The following is a 21,458-nucleotide window of genomic DNA, read 5'->3' on the forward strand; positions in this document are numbered from 1 at the left end:
GCGGAGCAGAGGAGCCGACGGCTGGACGTCGTCGTTCAGCCCGCGATCCCGAGAGTGTGGTTGACTACTCATATGGTTCGTCTGCTCTCCACCGCTGCCGATCGCCGGGAATCCGTGCTGACGACCGCGATCAGCGCGTTCGCGGCCAAGGGGTACTTCGGCACGACGACCGTGGAGGTCGCCAAGGCCGCCGGTATCTCGCAGGCCTACCTGTACCGGCTCTTCCCCGACAAGCAGACGCTGTTCGCCGCGGTCGTCGGGCGGTGCTTCGAGCGCATCCTCGACAGCTTCGAGCGCGGCACGGTCGGCGACACCCCCGACGCGGTCCTCTACGCGATCGGCGGCGCCTACGCCGAGCTGATCGCCGACCAGGACCTCCTCCTGCTCCAAATGCACGCCCAGTGCGCCGCGGTCAGCGTCCCCGAGATCAAGGACGCGGTCCGCGCCGGCTACGCCACGCTCGTCGCCTACGCCCGGGAAGCCTCCGGCGCCGACGAGAAGGCCGTCCAGGCGTTCTTCGCCAACGGCGCGCTCTGCGCGATCGTCGTCACGATGGGCGCACCCGAGGTCGACGCCCCCTGGGCCCGCACCCTCGACCATGGCCTCCGCCACCCCTAGACGTTCCTCCAAGCGGAACCCACGACGAGTAGCCGGATATATCTCGCTCGTACCTTGTCAGCCGGGGGTACACCCCACCTACGGTGGTACGCACGTGGAACCAAGGAGGCACAGCGTGGCTGGCACGAGTGGTGTGAACACGACCCCGACCACGGTCGACGGCGCCGACATCATCCTCTCGCCCGAAGCGCTGGGCTTCCTCGCCGACCTGCACCGCACGTTCGGAGCGCGCCGCAGAGAGCTGCTGGCCCGCCGCCAGGAGCGCCGGGCCGAGATCGCCCGCACCGGCAAGCTCGACTTCCTGGCCGAGACCGCGCCGGTCCGCGACGACCCGGACTGGCGGGTCGCGGACGCCCCGGCCGACCTGCAGGACCGGCGGGTCGAGATCACCGGCCCGACCGATCCGAAGATGACGATCAACGCGCTCAACTCGGGCGCGAAGGTCTGGCTGGCCGACCTCGAGGACGCCAACACCCCGCACTGGGACAACGTCGTCGGCGGCCAGGTCTCGCTGTACCGGGCCACCCGCCGGGCGCTCAGCTTCGAGAGCAACGGCAAGCAGTACCAGCTGGGCGAGAACCTCGCGGTCGTCGTCACCCGCCCCCGCGGCTGGCACCTGGACGAGGAGCACATCACGGTCGACGGCGAGCCGATCGCCGGCGCGCTCGTCGACTTCGGGCTCTACTTCTTCCACAACGCGCGGGAGCTGCTGAACCGCGGCAGCGGCCCGTACTTCTACCTGCCGAAGACCGAGAGCCACCTCGAGGCCCGGCTCTGGAACGACGTCTTCACCCACGCCGAGCAGGCCCTCGGGCTAAATCAGGTGATCAGGGCCACGGTCCTGATCGAGACGATCACCGCCGCGTTCGAGATGGAAGAGATCCTCTACGAGCTGCGCGAGCACGCCTCCGGCCTGAACGCCGGCCGCTGGGACTACCTGTTCAGCGTCATCAAGAACTTCCGCGACGCGGGCCCGGAGTTCGTCCTGCCGGACCGGGCCAAGGTGACGATGACCGCCCCGTTCATGCGGGCCTACACCGAGCTGCTGGTCGCGACCTGCCACCGGCGCGGTGCGTTCGCGATGGGCGGCATGGCCGCGTTCATCCCGAGCCGCCGCGACCCCGAGGTCAACGCGAAGGCGCTCGAGCAGGTCAAGGCCGACAAGGAGCGCGAGGCCAACGACGGCTTCGACGGCTCCTGGGTCGCCCACCCCGACCTCGTCCCGGTCTGCCGGGACGCGTTCGACGCGGTGCTCGGCGACAAGCCCAACCAACTCGACCGCCTCCGCCCGGACGTCGACGTGGCCGCGAGCGACCTGCTCGACGTCGCGAACACGCCGGGCGACGTCACCGAGGACGGCGTGCGGGCGAACGTGTCGGTCGCGCTGCAGTACCTGAAGGCGTGGATCGGCGGGCTCGGCGCGGTCGCGATCAACAACCTGATGGAGGACGCGGCCACCGCGGAGATCTCCCGCTCGCAGATCTGGCAGTGGATCAACCAGGGCACGATCCTCGCCGACACCGGCGAGCCGGTCACCAAGACGCTGGTCCGGCGGATCCTCGACGAGGAGGTCGGGAAGCTCGGTGACGGCTACGACCAGGCCCGGACGCTGTTCGAGCAGGTCGCGCTGGCCGACGACTTCGTCGATTTCCTCACGCTGCCCGCGTACGCGCTGGTGCGGTAGATGCTCGACGACCTGCTGAACGAACTCGACGCCGAACTCGCCGAGACCGACGAGACGCTGAAAGCCCAGCACGAGAAGCCGCCGCGAGGCCGCCAGCCGGTGCACACGGTCTACGTGCCGGCCGACCAGTTCTCGGCCGGGCTGCCGTCGCGCTGGGGCGCCGAGGCGCTGGAGCTGCTCGACCAGCACGCGCCGTTCGCCGATCACCTGGCCAAGGCCACCGGGCTGCCGGTCGAGGCCGTGCACAGCGCGCTGCCGCGCGTCCGGGTGAAGCTCGCGACCGAGCCGATCGAGGACCTGCGGGTCGACTTCGAGGACGGGTACGGCTACCGTCCCGACGCCGACGAGGACGCCGACGCGCAGAAGGCCGGGCAGGCCGCGGCCGCGCTGATCGGCCGGTCCGGGGCGCCGTTCACGCTCGGGCTGCGGATCAAGTCGATGGAGCAGCGCGACCGGCGGCGCGGGGTCCGGACGCTGAACCTGTTCGCCGGGGCGCTGACCCAGAACCTGCCCGACGGCCCCGAGCTGCCCCCGGTGCTGGCCAACAACTTCGTCGTGACGCTGCCGAAGGTCACGTCGGTGGCGCAGGTGGAGGCCGCGCTCCGCGTCCTCGACGCGATCGAGGACGAGCACCGGCTCACCGCGGGCACGCTCGGCCTCGAGCTGCAGATCGAGCTGCCGAGCGCGATCCAGTCGACGTCCGGCCTGGCCACGGTGTCGCAGCTCGTGGCGGCCGCGAAAGACCGCTGCGCGGGCGTCCACTACGGCACCTACGACTACAGCGCCGCGCTCGGCGTCGCGGCCGCGTTCCAGGCCCTCGACCACCCGGTCGCCGACCACGCCAAGGCCGTGATGCTGCTGGCCGCGGTGCAGGCCGGGGTACCCGCGGTCGACGGGTCGACCAACGTGATGCCCACCGGCGACACGGCGGAGGTTCACACCGCCTGGGCGAACCACGCCCGGCTGGTCCGCCGCTCGCTGGAGCGGGCCTACTACCAGGGCTGGGACATGCACCCCGGCCACCTGGTCACCCGGTACCTGGCCACCTACGTGTTCTTCCGGGACGCGCTGCCGGCCGCGACCGCGCGTCTCACCACCTACCTGGCCCGCACGTCGTCCCAGGCCGGTGTCGTCGACGAGCCGGCCACGGCCCGGGCGCTGGCGACCGTGATCCTCCGCGGCCTCGACTGCGGTGCCCTCACCGAAGAGGAAGTTCCCCTCGACGTCCCACTGTTGCGACGCCTGTCCCGCCCGAGATCGTAAAGGTGGCCGCGATGGTGGATGTGGTGATCCGCGCCCGGCGGGTAGTGACCGCGACCGGCGAGATCGATCGGGCGATCGGCGTCGCCGACGGCAAGATCGTCGCGATCGAGCCGTTCGACGCCGACCTGCCCGCCGCCGAGGACCTGACCCTCCCCGACGAGCACGTGCTGATGCCCGGCGTCGTCGACACGCACGTGCACGTCAACGAGCCCGGCCGCACCGAGTGGGAGGGCTTCGCGACCGCGACCAGAGCCGCGATCGCCGGCGGCGTCACGACGATCATCGACATGCCGCTGAACAGCATCCCGCCCACCACCGACGTTCCGGCCCTGGACCTCAAGCGCAAGACCGCCGAGGGCCAGGTCCACTGCGACGTCGGGTTCTGGGGCGGGGTGGTGCCCGGGAACCTCCAGGAGCTGCGTGGCCTGCACGACCACGGCGTCTTCGGCTTCAAGTGCTTCCTGCTGCACTCCGGCGTCGACGAGTTCCCGCCGGTGGAGCCGGCCGAGCTGGAGCGGGCGCTGCAGGCCCTGCACAGCTACGACGCGCTGCTGATCGTGCACGCCGAGGACTCGCAGGCCATCGACCGCGCCCCCACCGCGCACGGCGAGCGGTACTCGGATTTCCTCGCTTCGCGGCCCCGGGGCGCCGAGAACGTGGCGATCGCGCAGGTCATCGAGCTCGCCCGGTGGACCGGGGCCCGCGTCCACATCCTGCATCTGTCCAGTTCGGACGCTCTGCCGATGATCGCGAGCGCCCGCCGGGACGGCGTCCGCATCACGGCGGAGACCTGTCCGCACTACCTCAGCTTCACCGCGGAAGCGGTGCCCGACGGGGCGACGCAGTACAAGTGCTGCCCACCGATCCGGGAGGCGAGCAACCGCGAGTTGCTCTGGCAGGGCCTGCGGGACGGCGTGATCGACTGCATCGTCTCCGACCACTCCCCCTGCACCCCGGACCTGAAGCGGTTCGACATCGGCGACTTCGGCGTCGCCTGGGGTGGGATCGCGTCGGTCGAGGTCGGCCTGTCGGCGATCTGGTCGGAGGCGCGGACCCGCGGCTTCACGCTGGCCGACGTCTCCCGGTGGATGTCCGGCCGGCCGGCCGAGATCGCCGGCCTCCGGCACAAGGGCCGGATCGCGCTCGGCTACGACGCCGACTTCGCCGTCTTCGAGCCGGACGCCGGACGAGTGATCGATCCGGCTCAGCTGCACCACCGCCACCCGGTGACGCCGTACGCGTTCCGGCCGCTGGCGGGCGTGGTGCGCGAGACCTGGCTGCGCGGGGCGCGGGCGTCCGGGCAGCCGACCGGCCGGCTGCTGACCAGGGGGAACGCATGATCGACCTGGCCGCGCGGGCCTTCGGTGGCGCCGTCGTCGCGGCCAACGACGAGACGTTCGCGGAGAAGGAGAACCTGATCCGGCCGGACGCGCCGCTGTTCCGGCCGGCCACGTTCGGCCACAAGGGACAGGTCTACGACGGCTGGGAGACGCGCCGACGGCGGAGCCCCGGGCACGACTGGGTGATCGTCCGGCTGGGTGCTCCGGGGATCGTGCGCGAGGTGGTCGTCGACACCGCGCACTTCACCGGCAACTACCCGGAGGAGTGCTGGCTCGAGGGCCTCTACGTCGACGGCTACCCCGACGTCACGACCGCGACCGGCTGGGTTCCGCTGACCGGGCGCGAGGCGCTGAAGGGCAACAGCGCCAACGCGTTCGACGTCGCCGACGGCCCGCTGGTCACCCACGTCCGGCTGAACATCTCCCCCGACGGGGGCGTCGCCCGGCTGCGGGTCCTCGGCGAGGTGGTGCCGGACCCGCGCCGGCTCGAGGGCCTGACGCTCGACCTGGCCGCGCTGGAGAACGGCGGACGGGTCGAGGACTCCAGCAACCGCTTCTACTCGCCGGCCGACAACGTGCTGCTGCCCGGCCTGGCCCAGACGATGGGTCAGGGCTGGGAGACCCGCCGTCGGCGCGGCGAGGGCAACGACTGGCTGCTGATCCGGCTGGCCGGGGCCGGGCACGTCCGGCAGTTGGTCGTCGACACGACGCACTTCGTCGGCAACGCCCCGGGCGAGGTGCGGGTGCAGGGGGTCCACGACGGCACCTGGTTCGACCTGGTGGAGCGTCGGCCCCTGCTCCCCGACACCCCGCACTGGTTCGCGACCGACCCGTCCCGCCCGACGACGCACCTGCGCGTCGACGTGTTCCCGGACGGCGGCCTGGCCCGGGTCCGTGCGTTCGGGTCCCTGACCCCGGACGCCTGGGACGCGCTGGTGGCCCGGTGGGAGGGCGTCAGAGCAGCGCCGTGAGCGCCGGGTTGTCGACGTCGACGGCCAGCGCCCGGGCGGCGTCGAGAGCGGCCGGGTCGCCCCGGTGGGAGCGGTGCACGGCGGCCCGGACGGCCAGCTCGGTCATCCCGCTGTGCCCGGCCAGCGCGGCCAGCTCGCCGATCCAGCCGTCGACCTCGGGACGCCCGGCCGCCACCCCCACCGCGGCCAGGGCGTCCAGCGTGTAGGCCTCGACCCAGACGTACGCATCGGGCAGGCGTCCGGCCCGGCGGCGGGCGTCCAGGAGCGTCTCGACGGCCCCGGCCGGGTCACCCTCGGCGGCCTGGACGAGCCCCAGCACGCGAGCGGCCAGGCCCTCCCAGCACGGGTCGCCGATCTGGCAGCCGAGCGCGAACGCGTGCTCGGCCCGGGACCGCGCGGACTTCAGCTCGCCGAGCCCGAGGTCGGCCTCCGCGCGCAGGGCCTCCGGCCAGGGCAGGAACGACGTCCAGCCGGCGCTGGTAGTCCGGGCCAGGGCCTCGTCGAGCATCCGCCCGGCCCGCTCGAACTCGCCGCGCAGCAGGTAGACGCGTCCGAGCATCGAGAGCAGGTAGGCCCGGCGGCGGTCGTCGCGGGCGCAGGCCAGGCCCTGCTCGAGCGCTCGGCAGGCGTCGGCGTAACGGCCGGTGTCGGAGAGCGTGCTACCGCGCACCGACAGCGCGATGGCCCGCTGCGACTCGGCCGGCACCGACTCGGCCCGGGCCAGCCACGGTTCGACCCGGCCGTACCGGGCCCGGAGGAACTCCACGTAGGCCAGCTCGACGTACGCGGTCGCGAGCGACTCCGGCGACGCCCCGTCGCAGGCCAGGGCCCGGTGCAGCGCGGCCGCTCCCTCCTCGTCGTTGCCCCGGGCGGTGTGGACGAGCGCGGTGCCGAGCGCGGTGTAGGCGGCCGCGGTGAGCGGGCCGTCGCCGAGCACCTCCGCGTCCGTCACGGCCCGGCGCAGGCACTGCAGGCCGGCGTCCAGGGCACCGGCTCCGATCGCGGCCTCGCCCGCGTCGATCAGGGCCTGCACGGCCGGGCGGCCGGACGCCGGGGCGGTGGCGGTCGCGGCCGGACGAGTCACCATCGCCGCATCCAGCGCCGGCCCCGGTTCGACGCCCAGCTCGTCGCGGAACAACGTCCGGCAGGCGGCGGCGCGCCGGGCCGCGTCGACGCCGTGGCCGCCCGCGGCCAGGGCCCGCACCAGCAGCACGTGGTAGTTCTCGTCGTACGGGGCCAGGCCCACCAGCCGCCCGGCCAGCTCGGCGCTCTCGTCGGCCCGGCCGTGGGCCAGCGCGCGCAGGGCGGCCTCGTGCAGCAGCGACTCGCGCGCACCCCGGGCCTGCCGTCGCTGGGCCTCCAGCCAGAGCTCGAACGCCGGGCACCCGGCGAACCGCAGCGAGCCGAGCAGCTCGCCCTCGGCGTCCAGCCCGGTCGTCACCACGATCGGCGGCGACGACCAGCCCAGCCGGATCGGGTCACCGCGGAAGGCCGCCGGGTCGCCCACCAGCCGGCGTAACGCCGAGAGGTTCCAGCGCAGCGCGGCCATCGGGTCGTCCGCGGTCGGGAACAGCAGCTCGGCGACGTGCGCCCGGGCGGCCGGCACCTCCCGGAGCAGGAGATACGCGAGCAGGCCCCAGACCTTGTGCCCGCGCGGCGCCGGCCGCACCGCCCCGTCGCGCAGAACGCGCGGGGAGCCGACGAGATGGACCTCGAACGTCACTCGGCCGTCGTCGGGTCGATCGTCGTCCGGACCCTATTCACCCGGTCGGCCGGGAAGCCGCCGCGCCGGGCGTGCTCCCGCACGATCTCGGCGTCGTCCGCGAGGTACACGCAGTACATCTTGTCGTCGGTGACGTAGCTCTGCACCCACTGCACGTGCGGGCTCAGCTCGTCGAGCACGGCGCGGGACTTCTGCGAGACCGCGCGCAGCTCCTCGGCCGACGACGCGCCCAACCCCGGGATCTCTCGCTCGATGACGAATTTAGGCATCGTTCCTCCTCGTGTGTGTACGGGAAGGATCGGCGGCCGCCGTGTGACGACTCGTGTGACCGCGAGACACCTGTGGGAAACACACCATTCACCGGCCGGTTGCACCCCACAATGAATCGCATGACGGACCGCAGGGCTCCCTTCATCGTCGGTGACGAACGTACGACCCTCCTCACGTTTCTCACGTATCTCCGGCAATCGATCATCCACAAGGTCGAAGACCTCACCGAGGAAGAAGCCCGGCGCCCGGTGGTGCCGTCCGGGTGGAGCCTGGCGGGGCTGCTCAAGCACCTGACGGTGTCCGAGCGCTACTGGTTCCGGCACGTCTGGGCGGGCGAGCCCGGCATCGGGTGGGACCGGCACAGCTGGGACGTCGCCGCCGGGGTGAGCGTCGACCAGCTGATCGACGACTACCGCGAATCGTGGAAGGAGTCCGACCGGCTGGTCGAGACGGCTCCGAATTTCGACGTCCCGTGCGCCGAGGAGCACCGTAACCACCGGATGTCGCTGCGCTGGGTCATCGTCCACATGATCGAGGAGACGGCCAGGCACGCCGGTCACGCCGACGTCACCCGCGAGCTGATCGACGGTTCCACCGGCCGCTGACACGGTAATTGTTGAGGGGTGACCTCGATCGCCCTGCGGCTGTTGGGCCCGGCGCGGCTGGTCGGTGCGCGCGGCACCGAGGTGCTGGTCGGTGGGGCGAAGGCCCGCGCGGTGCTGGCCGCGCTGGGCCTGCGGCTGAACCAGGTCGTGTCGGTCGAGTCGCTGATCGGCGATCTCTGGGCCGGGGAGCCGCCGCCCTCGGCGCGCAACGCCGTGCAGGTGTACGTGTCGGCGGTCCGGCGTGGGCTGGAGTCGGCGGGCGGTCCGTTGCGGCTCGATCGGGTCTCGGGCGGGTACCGGCTGTCCGGGCGTCCGGATTCGGTGGACTGGCTACGGTTCGAGGCGCTGACCGCGCAGGCCCGGGGGTCGGCCCGGGCCGGTGACCACCGGGCCGCAGCGGAGTTGTTCGGGCAGGCGTTGGCGCTGTGGGGTGGGCCGCCACTGGCCGACGCGGCCGGCACCCCGCTGGGGACGGCCTTCCGGGCTCGGATGCAGACGGCTCGGCTGCTCGCGGTCGGCGACCGGTTCGAGACGCTGCTGGTGCTCGGCGAGGCGGACCGGTTCGCCGACGAGCTGACCGAGCTGGTCCGGGCGCATCCGGCGGACGAGCGGCTCGCGAGGTTGCTGGCGGCGCGGCACCGGGCCGCGCCGATCGCGGCCGTCGAGGAGCCCGTCCCCCGCGCGGAGCACGGGCCGATCGCGGCCGTTCCCCGGCCGGAGGGCCGGAACGGGTTCGTCGGGCGTGAGGCCGAGCTGTCCGCGCTGGTCGCCGCGCTCCGGGCCGGCGGCCTGGTGACGCTGACCGGCCCGCCCGGCGTCGGTAAGTCCCGCCTGGCCGCCGAGGCCGTCCACCGGCTGGCCGGCGACCTCCGCGCGGTCCGGGTCCGTCCGGCCACCGCGGTCGAATCGTCCTTGCCCACCCTCGGCGGGCGCACCGTGCTGGTGCTCGACGACTGCGACCCGGTGGCCGACTCCGTCGCCGCCGCCTGCGAGACGTTGCTCGGCGACGACCCCGACGCCCGGATCCTCGTCACGACCACGCGCCCGCTGGGACTGTCCGGCGAGCACGTCCAGCGGCTGGGGCCGCTCCCGCTCGACGACGCGGTGGAGCTGTTCCGCGCCCGCCTCCCGGCGGCGCCGGCTGACCCGGCCGATCTCGAAGCGGTCTGCGTGGCGCTCGACGGGCTGCCGCTCTCGCTCGAGCTCGCCGCCGCCCGCGGCACGGTGCTCACCCCGGCCGAGCTGGCCGAACGTCTCACCGATCAGCTCGCGCTCCTGCGTCCCCGCCGCGGCGAGGGCCGCTCGCTCGCGGTCGCGCTGACCGAGGCCACCGGCCGGCTCTCGGCCGACGAGCGCGCGCTCTTCGCGCGGCTCGCGCTCTTCGTCGACACGTTCCCGGCCGAGGCGGCCGAGGCCATGGCGCGCGACGCCCTCGACCTGCTCCAGAACCTCGTGGACGCGTCGCTGGTGACCGCCGAGAACGGCCGCTTCCGACTGCTCGCGCCGGTGCGTCAGCACGGCCGCACGCTGCTGACCGACCGTCAGCGCCGTACCGCGCTCGATCGTCGCGCCGACTACCTCGCCGACCTGGCCCGCACCGCGGCGGCCGCGCAGCGCGGACCCGACCGCACCCGCTGGCGCGACCGCCTCGACGCCGCCCGCCCCGACCTCGACGAGGAACTCGACCGCGCCCTGCGCCAGGGCCGGTTCGGCTTCGCGCTGCCGGTCGCGGCCGACCTCTGGTGGTGGTGGGCGAACCGTCCGCAGGCCGGGCTCGACTGGTACCGCCGGATCCTGCGCGCCGCCGCCCAGGCCGCTCCCCCGGACGACCTCGTGCTCCGCGTCCAGCTCGCGGCCGCCGTCGTCGCGTCGTACGTCTCGCTGCCCGAGGCGATGGACTACGCCGACGACGCCCGGGCCACCGCGTTACGGCTGGGCAGCCGCAGCGGGATGGTCCGCGCCTGCCAGCACGCGTCCGACATCGCGTACGAGCTCGGCGATCTCGCCCGCGCCCGCTCCGCGGGCACCCGCTCCTGGGAGCTCGCCGTCGAGCTGAAGGACCCGTACGCGATCGGGCGCTGCGCGCTCTCGGTCGCGTACAACCACTTTGCGGACGACGACCTGCCGAACGCGCGTCGCTGGGCCCGCGACGCGGCGCGGTCGTTCGCGAAGGCGGGCGACGAGGAGGGCCGCGCCGACGCCCGGCTGCTCGTCGCCGAGGTCCTCGTCGACCAGAACCGCAACGACGAGGCCGACGCCCTGCTGCTCGCGCTCATCCGGACGTTCCGCGCCCAGGGCACCGACGAGCAGGTCGCGCGGTCGGCGACGCTGCTGGCCGTGCTCGCCGACCGGGCCGGACGTCGCACCGACGCCGTCGAGCTGGTCACCGAGGCGTTCGACCTGCACGCGAAGGTCGGGCACGCCTGGGCCGTCGCGCACGACCTCGAGGTGCTGGCCGCCCGCTGCGCCGAGCGCCGGGACGCTCTCCCGGCGGCCGCGTTACTGGGCGCCGCTACCGTGGTCCGGGCCGACGCCGAACTGGCCCCGATGCCGCGCGACGTGCGGGTGCGCGCGGCGATCGAGGCCAGGTGCGGTGCGGTGGACGGTTTTCAGTACGCCGAACGCTCGGGCGCGGTCCACGGCCTGCTGGGCGCGGCGGGCCTGGCCCGAGCCGCGTTCACAGCAGGCTGACCGAGGGGGCCGTGCCGTCGGACCCGATCGGGACGAAGCCGTAGACCGGTGCGCCGGTGATCGGCACGAAGTCGGCCGAGCCGCTGCCCGCGATCGGCACCAGGCCGGCCGGGACGCTCACCCCGCCGAACGTCGTGTCGGCGATCGGCACCAGCGCGGGCGGGTCGGTCCACTTGTTCGGGGCGGGCACCGCGGCCAGTGCCGGTGCGGCCGACATCCCCAGTAACCCGGCGACGGCGGCGGCCACGACGGCCGCTCGGATGCTCTTCGTTCCAGACATGGCGACTCCCGGTCCGCGCTCCCCGCTACGGCGCCGGCCCGGCGGACGAAGGGCCCACGCAATCGGAACATAAGGTCGCCGACGGAGCGCGGGGAAGGTTTCGTCCCCTTCAGGAAGTCTTCAGCTTTTCAGCCGCAGGGCCAGGAACAGGTCGACGCGGTCGTCGAGGCGGCCCAGGTTCCGGCCGGTCAGCTGTTCGACCTTGGCGATGCGGTAGCGGACCGTGTTCACGTGCAGGTGCAGCTCTTCGGCGCAGCGGCTCCAGGAGCCGGCGTGGGCCAGGAACGCGACCAGCGTCGCGACGAGTTCGGCGTCGTGGGCCTCGTCGTAGGCGAGTACCGGGCCGAGCACGCGGTTGCGATAGGCCCGCCGGACCTCGTCCGGGACGCTGCCGAGCAGCAGCATGTGCGAGTCGACCTCGTCGGCGGTGACGACCGCGGTCGGCTCGGTGCGGGCCGCGGCCAGGCCGGCCGCGTGCCGGGCCTCCTCCAGCGCGGCGACCAGGGCGGGGCCGGCCGGAACCGTCCCGCTCACCCCGACCGGCAGCCGGAGCCCGCCGAGGCCGGGACCGACGGCCCGGAGTCCGGAACGGACCGCCTCGGCCAGCCGATCCGCCGGTCGGACGGCCTCCTCCGGCGCGGTGGGGGACGTGAGCGTCGGCCGCGACGGGACGACGGCGATCGCCTCGCTCCCCCGCACGCCGACCACCGGATCCGGCACCGCGGTGCGCAGGATCTCGGCGAGCAGCGCGGCTCCCAGTTCGCCCTGGCCGACCAGGACGGTCGTCGGCGTCCCCGGGGCGATTCCGGCGATGCGCAAGGCCGGGAGGAGCTCTCCGGTCGCGTCCGCCTGGGCGGTGAGGGCGCGCAGGACCTGGTCGGCGAGCCGGCGCTCGGCGCGGTGCCCGGCGTCGACCCGGGCGCGCTCCAGCGCGACGAGCCCGGCGAGTTCCTCGGCGAGCGCGGTCGCGTCCGGATCACCGGGGTCGGCCTCGCAGGCGACGAACCAGCTGACGGTCCGGTGCCGGTCCGGCGCGTCGGCCGGGAGCAGACGGATCCGACGGCCGTCGACGGTGACCGACGCGGGCCGTCGCGGTGCGGTCAGGAACGCCCGGACCAGCGCGTCCGCGGACGGCGGAGGCGGCCCGGCGATCAGGCCGGTGACCGGGCTGAGCACCGCGCACGGCGCTCCCAGCTCGGCCGAGGCGACGTCGAGCAGCCGGTTCAGCCCGGCCCGGCCGGCCAGCACGGCGAGCAGCCGCCGCCCGACCGGCCGCGCCGGCCGGTTCTCGGCCAGCACCCGCCGGGTGATCTCCGCGAACGACACCGACGCCGGGACCTCGAACAGCGGCAGCCCGCGCCGCTCGCACTCCTCGACCAGCTCGGCCGGGATCGCGCCGAGCGCCGCCTCACCAGCTCCGAGCGCGGTGGCCCCGGCCCCGGCCAGCGCATCGACGAACGCGCCGGCGTCCCCGGCCCACCAGACGAGCCCGGTCAGCACCAGCTCGCCGCCGGACAGGTACCGCCCGGGCTCGGGCAGGTCGGTGGTGAACACGTCGACGATCGGGCGGCTGTCGGCGCCCGGCGGCAGGACCAGCGGGCGCAACCGCAGGTCCTCCGCGTCGAGCAGCTCGCCGAGCAGCACAGTCGCACCTCCTTGGAGGAACGTACAAGGTTGAGGTCACGGCAATCTCACGGGTTGGAGTGAGCCCGCCTGTCGCACCGGAATCACGGATGGCAAAGTTCGCCACACGCGTACGAAATACCGAGGGGGCACCGTTGACCAGCGTGGACGCGTTCAATGCGGTCGATGCCGACGCCGCTGCCGCGATGATCCATCCGTGCTGCGCCTCCACGGCGTGGGCGCGGGCGGTGGTGGCCGGACGTCCGTATGCCGACCGGGCGGCGCTGAGCGACGCGTCAAACCCGGTGATCAAGGGCCTGAGCTGGGCCGACGTGGAGGAGGCGCTGGCCGCGCACCCACGGATCGGGGACCGTCCGAAGGTCGCGGTCTCCACCGAGAAGCGCTGGTCGCAGGGCGAGCAGGCCGGGGTCGCCGACGCGGACGCGGAGGTGCTGACCGCGCTGGCCGACGGGAACGCGGCCTACGAGGCGCGGTTCGGGCACGTGTACCTGGTGTGCGCGTCGGGGAAGTCGGCCGAGGAGCTGCTCGGCATCCTGCAGGACCGGCTCGACAACGACCCGGCGCACGAGCGGGACGTGGTGCGGGACGAGCTGGCGGCGATCACCCGGCTGCGGCTGGCGAAGCTGTTCGGATGAGCCTCTCGACGCATGTCCTCGATGCGGTGTCCGGCCGGCCGGCGGTGGGGCTGGCCGTGTCGTGGTTCTTCGGGTCGTCGGTAGTGACGCGGACGACCGATTCCGACGGGCGGATCAGCGACTGGGGGGCTGGAGTGGAAGTCGGCGAGCACCGGCTGGTCTTCGCGACCCGCGAGTGGTTCGGCGACCGGCCGGCGTTCTATCCGTCGGTGACCGTGACGTTCGAGGTCACCGACGCTTCGGCGCACCATCACGTGCCGCTGCTGCTGTCCCCGTTCGCCTACTCCACCTACCGCGGGAGCTGACGTGAGCTTCAGTCTGGGCCCCAACCAGTACGGCAAGGCCGGTGTGCGGCTGGTGACGGTCGACGGCCCGGTGGTCACCGATCTCACGATCGCCTCGGCGCTGTCGGGCGACCTGGCCGCGACGCACCTGACCGGCGACAACAGCGCGGTGCTGGCCACGGATACGCAGAAGAACACGATGTACGCGTTCGCCCGCGAGTACGGGGTGGGGTCGCCGGAGGCGTTCGGGGTGCTGCTCGGGAAGCACTTCCTGTCGTCGGAGATCCACCGGGCCCAGCTGACGATCGAGCAGCACCGGTGGGAGCAGTTCGGGCCGCACTCGTTCCGCCGGTCGGGCGGGGAGACCCGGCTGGCCCGGGTGGTGGTGACCGCCGATTCGGTGGCGGTGTCGTCGGGGCTCTCGGGACTGACCGTGCTGAACACGACCGCGTCGGAGTTCCACGGGTTCCCCCGGGACGAGTACACGACGCTGCCCGAGACCACCGACCGGATGCTGGCGACGTCGGTGGATGCCTGGTGGGATCATTCTGATCCGTCGTTGGACTGGGATGCGGCGTTCTCTGATGCGCGGGGCGCTCTGCTGACCGCGTTCTCGTCGACGTACAGCTACTCGTTGCAGCAGACGTTGTTCTCGATGGGGTCCTATCTGCTGGCTCAGTGCCCGTCGGTGGGCGAAGTACGGCTGTCGCTGCCGAACAAGCACCACAACCTCGTCGACCTGACGCCGTTCGGGCTGGACAACCCGAACCAGGTCTACGTCGCCCCGACCGAGCCGTTCGGGCTGATCCAGGGAACCGTGCGCCGGGACGGCGCGACCTACACGGAAGGGCCCGCGCTGTGGTGACGACCGTTCTCGATGGCTGCGCCATCGCCACGGTGGATGGGTCGGAGACGTTCTACTCGTCCGGGCACGTCGTGATCACCGACGGGGTCATTCGCGCGGTCGGACCGGGTGCTGCTCCTTCGTTCGGGGACGCTGTGGTGGTGGACGCGTCGGGGTGCCTGGCGACGCCCGGGCTGGTGAACACCCACCACCACCTGTACCAGTGGGCGACCCGGGCCGTGTCGGTGGACGACGGGCTGTTCGACTGGCTGACCACGCTGTATCCGGTCTGGGCCGGCATCGACGCGGACGTGGTCGAGGCGGCGGCGCGGTCCGGGCTGGCGCGGCTGGCCCTGACCGGATGCACGACGTCTACGGACCACCACTACGTGTTCCCGGCCTCCGGCGGCGACGTCCTCGGCGCGACCGTGCTGGCCGCGCAGGACGTCGGGCTGCGGTTCCACCCGACGCGCGGCTCGATGGACCTCGGGGAGTCCGCCGGCGGCCTGCCGCCCGATTCCGTGGTCGAGTCGCTGGACGCGATCCTGGCCGCGGTGGGCGACGCGGTGGCCCAGTGGCACGACCCGTCGCCGGGGTCGCTGCTGCGCATCGCGGCCGCGCCGTGCTCGCCGTTCTCGGTGACCAGGGACCTGATGCGAGAGTCGGCGGCGCAGGCCCGGTCGCTGGGGATCCGGCTCCACACCCACCTGGCCGAGACGCTCGACGAGGACGAGTTCTGCCGCAAGCAGTTCGGGATGACGCCGGTGGAGTACCTGGCGTCGGTGGACTGGCTGGGCTCGGACGTGTGGCTCGCGCACGGTGTGCATCTGTCCGATGCGGACGCGTCGGTTCTCGGGGCGGCCGGGACCGGGGTGGCGCACTGCCCGAGCTCGAACGCGCGGCTGGGGTCGGGGATCGCCCCGGTGCCGGCGCTGCTGGGGGCCGGTGTGCCGGTGGGGCTGGGCGTCGACGGGGCGGCGTCGCAGGAGAACGGCGGGATGTCGGACGAGCTCCGGGCGGCCGTGTTCGCGGCCCGCCTGCGCTACGGAATGCCCGGCCTGAGGGCCCGGGAGGTGCTTCGGGTCGCGACGATGGGCGGGGCGAGGTGCCTCGGGCGGGAGGCGGAGATCGGGTCGCTGGAGGTCGGGAAGCGGGCGGACGTGGCGTTGTGGCGGGTGGACGGGCCGTTCCACGCGGACATCGTCGATCCGGTGGATGCGTTGGTGTATGCGTCGCCGCCGCCGTTGGCGAGGTTGTACGTGGAGGGTCGGCCGATCGTGATCGAGGACGAGTTGCAGACGGTGGACGTGGAGTCGGCCGGGCGGGATCTCCGCCACGCTGCTCGCGCCTTGGCTACGCGGGCTTCTGCCTGACCTGCCTCCGGGCTCGGGGCGCGGGGCGCGGAGGATGTTCGCGGGTGTACTCGGCGGACGTGTCGTCTACCCGGCTCCGCGTCCCCATGCTGTTCGAGGTCTGAGTGGGCGCGGCTGCGCTGCCAGACCCGCAGGACGATCCCGGGCCTACAGCAACCGACCTGATCGGGGCGGCAGTTTCGATGAGCAGTCGATGAGCGCGGCGGACAACGCCGCCGCCGAGTCGTTCAACGCCATCAGACCCTAGGACGACACCCATTCTCGACTCGGCCGACGATCCCCGATCACCGACAACCCTCACCGCTCCGCCCCACACAGATCTACGACAGCCGCCCATCCCGCGTCCAGGATCGGGGGCCGAGCCCGGGAGTCGCAGAAGCGGAGCGCACCGGGGCACAGACGCGATGCATGCGGGCTTATGGATTCACAAGTTTCCGGGGTCTCCGAGGCGCGGGAGACCCCGAAAAGCCGGCAAAGTGGGCGGGCCCGAGGCGCGGGCCCGAGGCGCGGCGCGCGTGCACAAGCGCGGTGCACGGGGCCCTGTGCACGGGCCCGGAGCGCGGGACCTGCAGCCCCGGGGCGCGGGGTCTGCAGCGCGCAGCGCGGGACCTGCATCCCAGAGCGCAGCGCGGGTCGCGGGCACAGGCACGGCGCGCGGGCACAGACGCGGCGCACGGGGCCCGGAGCACGGGACCTGCAGCACAGGGCGCGGGACCTACAGCACGGAGCGCCGCGCGGGTCGCGGGCACAGGCACGGCGCGCGGGGCCCGGAGCGCGGGGCAAGGGGCCTGCAGGGCGGGGCACGGGACCTGCCGTGTGCGCAGCGCCGAGACGAGGGCGGGCACAGTGGCACGACACGAGCTCGGGCACAGGCACAGGCACAGGCGCGGCGCGCGGCTCCCGGAACGCGGGCCTGCGCGGCGCGCGGCTCCCGGGCGCGGGCCTGCCGCGCGGGGCGCAGGGCCTGCCGCGCGGGGCGTGGGCGCTCTCGAGCCGAGGCGCGTGGAGCCGAGGTGTGCGGAGTATCAGTCGCTCGACGGCCGCCGGGGGCAGAGGTCGCGCCTCCGGCGGCGGGAATGCGGCGGCCGGGCGAGGCCGCACACCCCCTGGGTGAGTGCGCATCAGTTCGGGTGGTCGAGCAGCGCGGGGCAAGACATGGGATCGCGCCCGCCGGTGTCCGGTGCCGGCGGGCGCGAGATCGGGGCGAACTCAGCCTTGCTTCACGAGGTTCGCGGCGAACTGCGCGGCCCTCGGAACCGACTGGCCGTCGAACGCGTACGTCAGATGCGCGAAAGAGTTCGAGCCGTTCCCGCACACCGGGTCACCGGTCGCGCACTGGTCGAGCGCCTTCTGGCCGTACAACTGACTCGCCGAATTGATCGTCTGGCGGAACAACCGCAGCGGATTACCGAAAACCGTCACGGCCTTCACGCGCGGCGCCAGGTTCGTCGGAATGGTGCCGCCGCGCCCGAGGGACGTCGGGATCCCGATCGCGATGTCGGTCACGCTCGCACCCTGCGAATAGCCACCGATCACGAACGAGGTGTTCGGGCACGCGGCCGCGACCTCTTCGATGTGGTTGCTCATGTCGGTGGCGCCCGGCCCGGCGCTGGTCTGAGCGATGTCCGCGGCGTAGTCGACGGCGTACGAGTCGACGGTCAGCCCGCGCAACTGTTGCTGGATCGCGCTGACCAACGGCCGTCCGACGATGCCGAGGCCGGGCGCTTCCGTGCTCCCCCGGGCGAACACGACCTGGACGTCGGAGCAGGCGGCGGTGGCGGGCGACGCGACCACGGCGAGCCCGGTGAAGCTCGTTGCGGTCACGGCTACTGCGGTGAGGATGCGGCGAACCGCGAGAGAAATCTTCATTGGCCCTCCTGTTGACTGGCCAAATCAACGTAAGAAGATTTCGCCGCCCCCAGGATCGGCAAGATTGCCGGTGGGAACCTTAATTCCGGTTAATCGTCGAATGCGTCATGCAGCATGATTGTGCACCCGCCAGAGAGAATCCATCAGCGCGCCGAATTACCGCGAATCCGTGAACCTTTTCCGCAATTCTCCACAATCGACATTCAGCCCAGCGAGTCCAGATCGAGGGTCACCGGAAACGGCACGTCGGTGGTGAACTTTCCCCCTTCGACGGTCCGCACGATCTCGGGCCCACCCTCGACCGAGAGTCGATATTCAGTCAACGTGAGGCCTCGGTCGATTCGCCACATGGCCGGAATTCCGAGTGCGGCGTAGTACCGGGGCTTGTGCTCCCGGTCGGTGACGATCGAGGACGGAGACACCACCTCGACGACCAGCTGCACGACCTCCGGGCGCGAGTACGGCGGCGCCTCTTCGGAGCGCAGGGCGCGAGGCGCGACGGTCACGTCCGGCACCAGAGCCTGTTCGACGCGGTCACCGTCGCCGCCGGCCCATCGAACCTCCGGTTCGACGTACGCCCACACGCCGGGCGGAGCCGCGGCGACCAGCGCGTTTCGAACCTCTACAGCGACGTCGAGATGCCAATGATGAGGGCGGGGGCTCACTACCAGGTTCCCATCGACGATTTCGATCCGGTACGGAAGGTCGTACGGGAGCGCGTCGAGGAAGTCGTTGGTCCATCGGCCGTCGACAGGCAGGGGAATCGAATAGCGCGACTCAGCGCTCATCCTGACCTCCTCGAGCAGCCGGCTGCGCACGGAGGTAGCGCCGTGCACCGCATCGTCACAGGGCAGGCTATCCGGCTCTAAGGGTTGCGCTCGCATTCGCCAACTCTTACACACGAGCCACCCAGCAGCAACCGCAACTGCTGCGGCGAGGCGAGATCTGCTGGTAACACGGCGCGGTTAGGCTCCCCGCGGACTGGGCGGCCGAGGATCAAGGACGAACGCTGTGCACCTGACCCCGCACGAGCAGGAACGGCTGCTCATCTCGTACGCAGCCGACCTGGCGCAACGACGTCGCCAGCGCGGTCTGCGCCTGAACTACCCCGAGGCGGTCGCGGTCATCACGTCGTTCCTGATGGAAGCCGCCCGGGACGGACGCACGGTGTCCGACCTGATGGAAGCCGGGCGCCACGTGCTCGGCCGTGACGACGTCATGGACGGCGTCCCCGAGATGCTCGAGGAGGTGCAGGTGGAAGCGACTTTCCCGGACGGGACCAAGCTGGTCACGGTCCACCACCCGATCCCATGACCGGGATCATTCCCGGCGAGATCATCGTCGCCACCGACCCGGTGCCTCTCCTCGAAGGCCGGGAGCGCAAGAACCTAGAGGTCACGAACACCGCCGACCGCCCGATCCAGATCGGCAGCCACTACCACTTCGCCGCGGTCAACACCGGCCTGAGCTTCGACCGCCGGGCCGCCTGGGGTTACCGCCTGGCGATCCCGTCCGGCACCGCGGTCCGGTTCGAGCCCGGCGTCGTCCGCGAGGTCGACCTGGTCGCGATCGCCGGCCGACGCGACATCCCGGGGCTGCGACCCGAGTTCGCCGGCCTCCTCGACGAGCGAGGCCCCGAGGCATGAGCATCGATCGCAGCCGCTACGCGCTGCTCTTCGGCCCCACCACCGGCGACCGCGTCCGCCTCGCCGACACCGACCTCCTGATCGAGGTCGAGGACGACCTGTCCCGCGGCCCGAACAATGCCGACGCCGGTGAAGAGGTCGTCTTCGGCGGCGGCAAGGTCATCCGGGAGTCGATGGGCCAGTCCCGCACCACCCGGGCCGAGGGTGCCCCCGACCTGGTGATCACCGGCGCACTGATCCTCGACCACTGGGGCATCGTCAAGGCCGACATCGGCGTGACCGACGGCCGGATCGTCGGGATCGGCAAGGCCGGCAACCCCGACACGCAAGACGGCATCCACGAGAAACTCGTCATCGGACCGTCCACCGAGATCCTGGCCGGCAACGGCAAGATCCTCACCGCGGGCGGCGTCGACAGCCACGTCCACCTGATCGCCCCGCAGCAGGTCGAGGAGGCGCTCGGCTCCGGCATCACGACCTGGATCGCCGGCGGCACCGGCCCGGCCGAGGGCACCAAGGCGACGACGGTCACGTCCAGCCCCTGGTACCTGGCCCGCATGCTCGAGGCCCTCGACGACTACCCGCTCAACGTCGCGCTGCTCGGCAAGGGCAACACGGTGTCCGAAGCCAGCATGATCGAGCAGCTCAAGGCCGGCGCCTCCGGCTTCAAGCTGCACGAGGACTGGGGCTCGACCCCGGCCGCCATCGACGCCTGCCTGAGGATCTGCGACGAGTACGGCGTCCAGGCCGCCCTGCACACCGACACGCTCAACGAGGCCGGCTTCGTCGAGGACACGCTCAACGCGATCGCCGGTCGGGGCATCCACACGTACCACACCGAGGGCGCGGGCGGCGGCCACGCTCCCGACATCATCACGGTCGCCAGCCACCCGAACGTGTTGCCCAGCAGTACCAACCCCACCCGCCCGCACACCGTCAACACGCTCGACGAACACCTCGACATGCTGATGGTCTGCCACCACCTGAACCCGGCCGTGCCGGAGGACCTCGCGTTCGCCGAGAGCCGGATCCGCCCGTCGACGATCGCCGCCGAGGACGTCCTGCACGACCTGGGCGCGATCTCGATGATCGGGTCGGACAGCCAGGCGATGGGCCGGGTCGGCGAGGTCGTGATGCGCACCTGGCAGACCGCCCACGCGATGAAGCGCCGCCGGGGAGCGCTGGGCACCGGGCCGGCCGACAACTTCCGGGCGAAACGCTACGTCGCCAAGTACACGATCGTCCCGGCGATCGCCCACGGCCTGGAGGGCGAGGTCGGCTCGGTCGAGGTCGGGAAGCTCGCCGACCTGGTTCTCTGGGAGCCCAAGTTCTTCGGCGTGCGGCCGCACGTCGTCGTGAAGGGCGGAATGATCGCGTGGGCGCAGATGGGCGACGCGAACGCGTCGATCCCGACGCCCGGTCCGGTGCTGCCCCGGCCGATGTGGGGGGCGCGGCCGACGGCCGCGAGCGCCACGAGCGTCCACTTCGTCGCGCCGGTCGCGATCGAGGACGGTCTCGCGGACCGGTTGAACGTCCGTCGTCGGCTGGCCCCGGTGGCCGACGTCCGACGTCGGGGAAAGGCCGATCTGCCGCTGAACGACGCGACGCCGGAGATCCGGGTCAACCCGGACACGTTCGCGGTGCACGTGGACGGTGATCTCATCGAGGAGTCGCCGATGACCGAGCTGCCGATGGCGCAGCGCTACTTCCTGTTCTGA

20 protein-coding genes are annotated in these 21,458 nt (G+C 72.5%); 14 read left to right on the plus strand and 6 right to left on the minus strand.

What is annotated here, in order from left to right; translation table 11 throughout:
- The first annotated feature begins 72 nt into the window (after window positions 1-72).
- From FL583_RS18015 to alc, 5 genes are all read left to right on the plus strand, one after another.
- Window positions 73-618 (plus strand): TetR/AcrR family transcriptional regulator, encoded by a 546-nt coding sequence (locus FL583_RS18015; protein WP_142705838.1) that lies wholly within the window; start codon window positions 73-75, stop codon window positions 616-618.
- A 115-nt stretch (window positions 619-733) separates the two neighbouring features.
- On the plus strand, window positions 734-2,302 hold the full coding sequence (gene aceB / locus FL583_RS18020) for a malate synthase A (protein WP_240746730.1): 1,569 nt from the start codon (window positions 734-736) through the stop codon (window positions 2,300-2,302).
- Window positions 2,303-3,565, plus strand: a complete 1,263-nt coding sequence (locus FL583_RS18025) for a DUF6986 family protein (protein WP_142705840.1) — start codon at window positions 2,303-2,305, stop codon at window positions 3,563-3,565.
- Between the two features lie 11 nt (window positions 3,566-3,576).
- Window positions 3,577-4,905: an allantoinase AllB gene (allB, locus tag FL583_RS18030; protein ID WP_142705841.1), complete on the plus strand. Its 1,329-nt coding sequence runs from the start codon at window positions 3,577-3,579 to the stop codon at window positions 4,903-4,905.
- Window positions 4,902-5,876 (plus strand): allantoicase, encoded by a 975-nt coding sequence (gene alc, locus FL583_RS18035; RefSeq protein WP_142705842.1) that lies wholly within the window; start codon window positions 4,902-4,904, stop codon window positions 5,874-5,876. The genes allB and alc overlap by 4 nt, the downstream gene beginning before the upstream one ends.
- On the opposite strand, the gene FL583_RS18040 is transcribed toward alc, so the two are convergent.
- On the minus strand, window positions 5,860-7,599 hold the full coding sequence (locus FL583_RS18040; protein ID WP_142705843.1) for a BTAD domain-containing putative transcriptional regulator: 1,740 nt from the start codon (window positions 7,597-7,599) through the stop codon (window positions 5,860-5,862). The two genes, alc and FL583_RS18040, sit on opposite strands and share 17 nt — an antisense overlap.
- Window positions 7,596-7,868, minus strand: coding sequence for a DUF4242 domain-containing protein (locus FL583_RS18045; RefSeq protein WP_142705844.1), 273 nt, complete (start codon window positions 7,866-7,868; stop codon window positions 7,596-7,598). The genes FL583_RS18040 and FL583_RS18045 overlap by 4 nt, the downstream gene beginning before the upstream one ends.
- Window positions 7,869-7,988: 120 nt before the next feature.
- Between FL583_RS18045 and FL583_RS18050 the strand changes: the two genes are divergently transcribed.
- Together FL583_RS18050 and FL583_RS18055 are read left to right on the plus strand one after the other, a co-directional pair.
- The gene (locus tag FL583_RS18050) at window positions 7,989-8,474 is read left to right on the plus strand and encodes a DinB family protein (RefSeq protein WP_205752243.1); all 486 of its coding nucleotides are present in this window, start codon (window positions 7,989-7,991) and stop codon (window positions 8,472-8,474) included.
- Window positions 8,475-8,492: 18 nt separating this feature from the next.
- Window positions 8,493-11,165: an AfsR/SARP family transcriptional regulator gene (locus FL583_RS18055; RefSeq protein ID WP_142705846.1), complete on the plus strand. Its 2,673-nt coding sequence runs from the start codon at window positions 8,493-8,495 to the stop codon at window positions 11,163-11,165.
- On the opposite strand, the gene FL583_RS18060 is transcribed toward FL583_RS18055, so the two are convergent.
- Window positions 11,152-11,445 (minus strand): hypothetical protein, encoded by a 294-nt coding sequence (locus FL583_RS18060; protein WP_142705847.1) that lies wholly within the window; start codon window positions 11,443-11,445, stop codon window positions 11,152-11,154. The genes FL583_RS18055 and FL583_RS18060 overlap by 14 nt on opposite strands.
- Window positions 11,446-11,565: 120 nt before the next feature.
- Window positions 11,566-13,089 carry a helix-turn-helix domain-containing protein gene (locus tag FL583_RS18065; RefSeq protein ID WP_142705848.1) on the minus strand — a complete coding sequence of 508 codons (1,524 nt, stop codon included), beginning with the start codon at window positions 13,087-13,089 and terminating at the stop codon, window positions 11,566-11,568.
- Window positions 13,090-13,232: 143 nt separating this feature from the next.
- On the opposite strand from FL583_RS18065, the gene uraD reads away from it, so the two are divergent.
- From uraD to FL583_RS18085, 4 genes are read left to right on the plus strand one after another with little or no spacing between them, the layout of a single operon-like run.
- Complete coding sequence (uraD, locus tag FL583_RS18070) at window positions 13,233-13,724, plus strand: 2-oxo-4-hydroxy-4-carboxy-5-ureidoimidazoline decarboxylase (protein ID WP_240746738.1); 492 nt, start codon at window positions 13,233-13,235, stop codon at window positions 13,722-13,724.
- Entirely contained in the window at window positions 13,721-14,029 is a 309-nt protein-coding gene (gene uraH / locus FL583_RS18075; RefSeq protein ID WP_142705850.1) for a hydroxyisourate hydrolase, read from the plus strand. Before uraD ends, uraH begins: the two co-directional genes overlap by 4 nt.
- A gap of 1 nt (window position 14,030) precedes the next feature.
- A complete protein-coding gene (gene pucL, locus FL583_RS18080; protein WP_142705851.1) occupies window positions 14,031-14,873 on the plus strand; it encodes a factor-independent urate hydroxylase in 843 nt (280 codons plus the stop codon).
- Window positions 14,867-16,225: an 8-oxoguanine deaminase gene (locus FL583_RS18085; protein ID WP_142705852.1), complete on the plus strand. Its 1,359-nt coding sequence runs from the start codon at window positions 14,867-14,869 to the stop codon at window positions 16,223-16,225. The genes pucL and FL583_RS18085 overlap by 7 nt, the downstream gene beginning before the upstream one ends.
- A gap of 1,209 nt (window positions 16,226-17,434) precedes the next feature.
- Here FL583_RS18085 and FL583_RS18090 read toward each other — a convergent pair.
- A complete protein-coding gene (locus tag FL583_RS18090) occupies window positions 17,435-18,094 on the minus strand; it encodes a cutinase family protein (protein WP_142705853.1) in 660 nt (219 codons plus the stop codon).
- Between the two features lie 203 nt (window positions 18,095-18,297).
- Window positions 18,298-18,882: a Uma2 family endonuclease gene (locus FL583_RS18095; RefSeq protein WP_170323717.1), complete on the minus strand. Its 585-nt coding sequence runs from the start codon at window positions 18,880-18,882 to the stop codon at window positions 18,298-18,300.
- A gap of 223 nt (window positions 18,883-19,105) precedes the next feature.
- Here FL583_RS18095 and FL583_RS18100 point away from each other — a divergent pair, with 223 nt between their 5' ends.
- From FL583_RS18100 to FL583_RS18110, 3 genes are read left to right on the plus strand one after another with little or no spacing between them, the layout of a single operon-like run.
- A complete protein-coding gene (locus FL583_RS18100; protein WP_142705855.1) occupies window positions 19,106-19,408 on the plus strand; it encodes an urease subunit gamma in 303 nt (100 codons plus the stop codon).
- Window positions 19,409-19,413: 5 nt separating this feature from the next.
- Complete coding sequence (locus tag FL583_RS18105) at window positions 19,414-19,740, plus strand: urease subunit beta (RefSeq protein WP_142705999.1); 327 nt, start codon at window positions 19,414-19,416, stop codon at window positions 19,738-19,740.
- On the plus strand, window positions 19,737-21,458 hold the full coding sequence (locus FL583_RS18110) for an urease subunit alpha (protein ID WP_142705856.1): 1,722 nt from the start codon (window positions 19,737-19,739) through the stop codon (window positions 21,456-21,458). The genes FL583_RS18105 and FL583_RS18110 overlap by 4 nt, the downstream gene beginning before the upstream one ends.

The organism is Cryptosporangium phraense, assembly GCF_006912135.1.
Taxonomy (GTDB): Bacteria; Actinomycetota; Actinomycetes; order Mycobacteriales; family Cryptosporangiaceae; genus Cryptosporangium; species Cryptosporangium phraense.

Bases quoted from the DNA above. Each gene is read 5' to 3' on its own strand.
- FL583_RS18015 (WP_142705838.1), top strand. From the start codon at position 73: ATGGTTCGTCTGCTCTCCACCGCTGCCGATCGCCGGGAATCCGTGCTG.
- FL583_RS18025 (WP_142705840.1), top strand. From the start codon at position 2,303: ATGCTCGACGACCTGCTGAACGAACTCGACGCCGAACTCGCCGAGACC.
- allB (WP_142705841.1), top strand. From the start codon at position 3,577: ATGGTGGATGTGGTGATCCGCGCCCGGCGGGTAGTGACCGCGACCGGC.
- alc (WP_142705842.1), top strand. From the start codon at position 4,902: ATGATCGACCTGGCCGCGCGGGCCTTCGGTGGCGCCGTCGTCGCGGCC.
- FL583_RS18045 (WP_142705844.1), bottom strand. From the start codon at position 7,868: ATGCCTAAATTCGTCATCGAGCGAGAGATCCCGGGGTTGGGCGCGTCG.
- FL583_RS18050 (WP_205752243.1), top strand. From the start codon at position 7,989: ATGACGGACCGCAGGGCTCCCTTCATCGTCGGTGACGAACGTACGACC.
- FL583_RS18060 (WP_142705847.1), bottom strand. From the start codon at position 11,445: ATGTCTGGAACGAAGAGCATCCGAGCGGCCGTCGTGGCCGCCGCCGTC.
- uraH (WP_142705850.1), top strand. From the start codon at position 13,721: ATGAGCCTCTCGACGCATGTCCTCGATGCGGTGTCCGGCCGGCCGGCG.
- FL583_RS18090 (WP_142705853.1), bottom strand. From the start codon at position 18,094: ATGAAGATTTCTCTCGCGGTTCGCCGCATCCTCACCGCAGTAGCCGTG.
- FL583_RS18095 (WP_170323717.1), bottom strand. From the start codon at position 18,882: ATGAGCGCTGAGTCGCGCTATTCGATTCCCCTGCCTGTCGACGGCCGA.
- FL583_RS18110 (WP_142705856.1), top strand. From the start codon at position 19,737: ATGAGCATCGATCGCAGCCGCTACGCGCTGCTCTTCGGCCCCACCACC.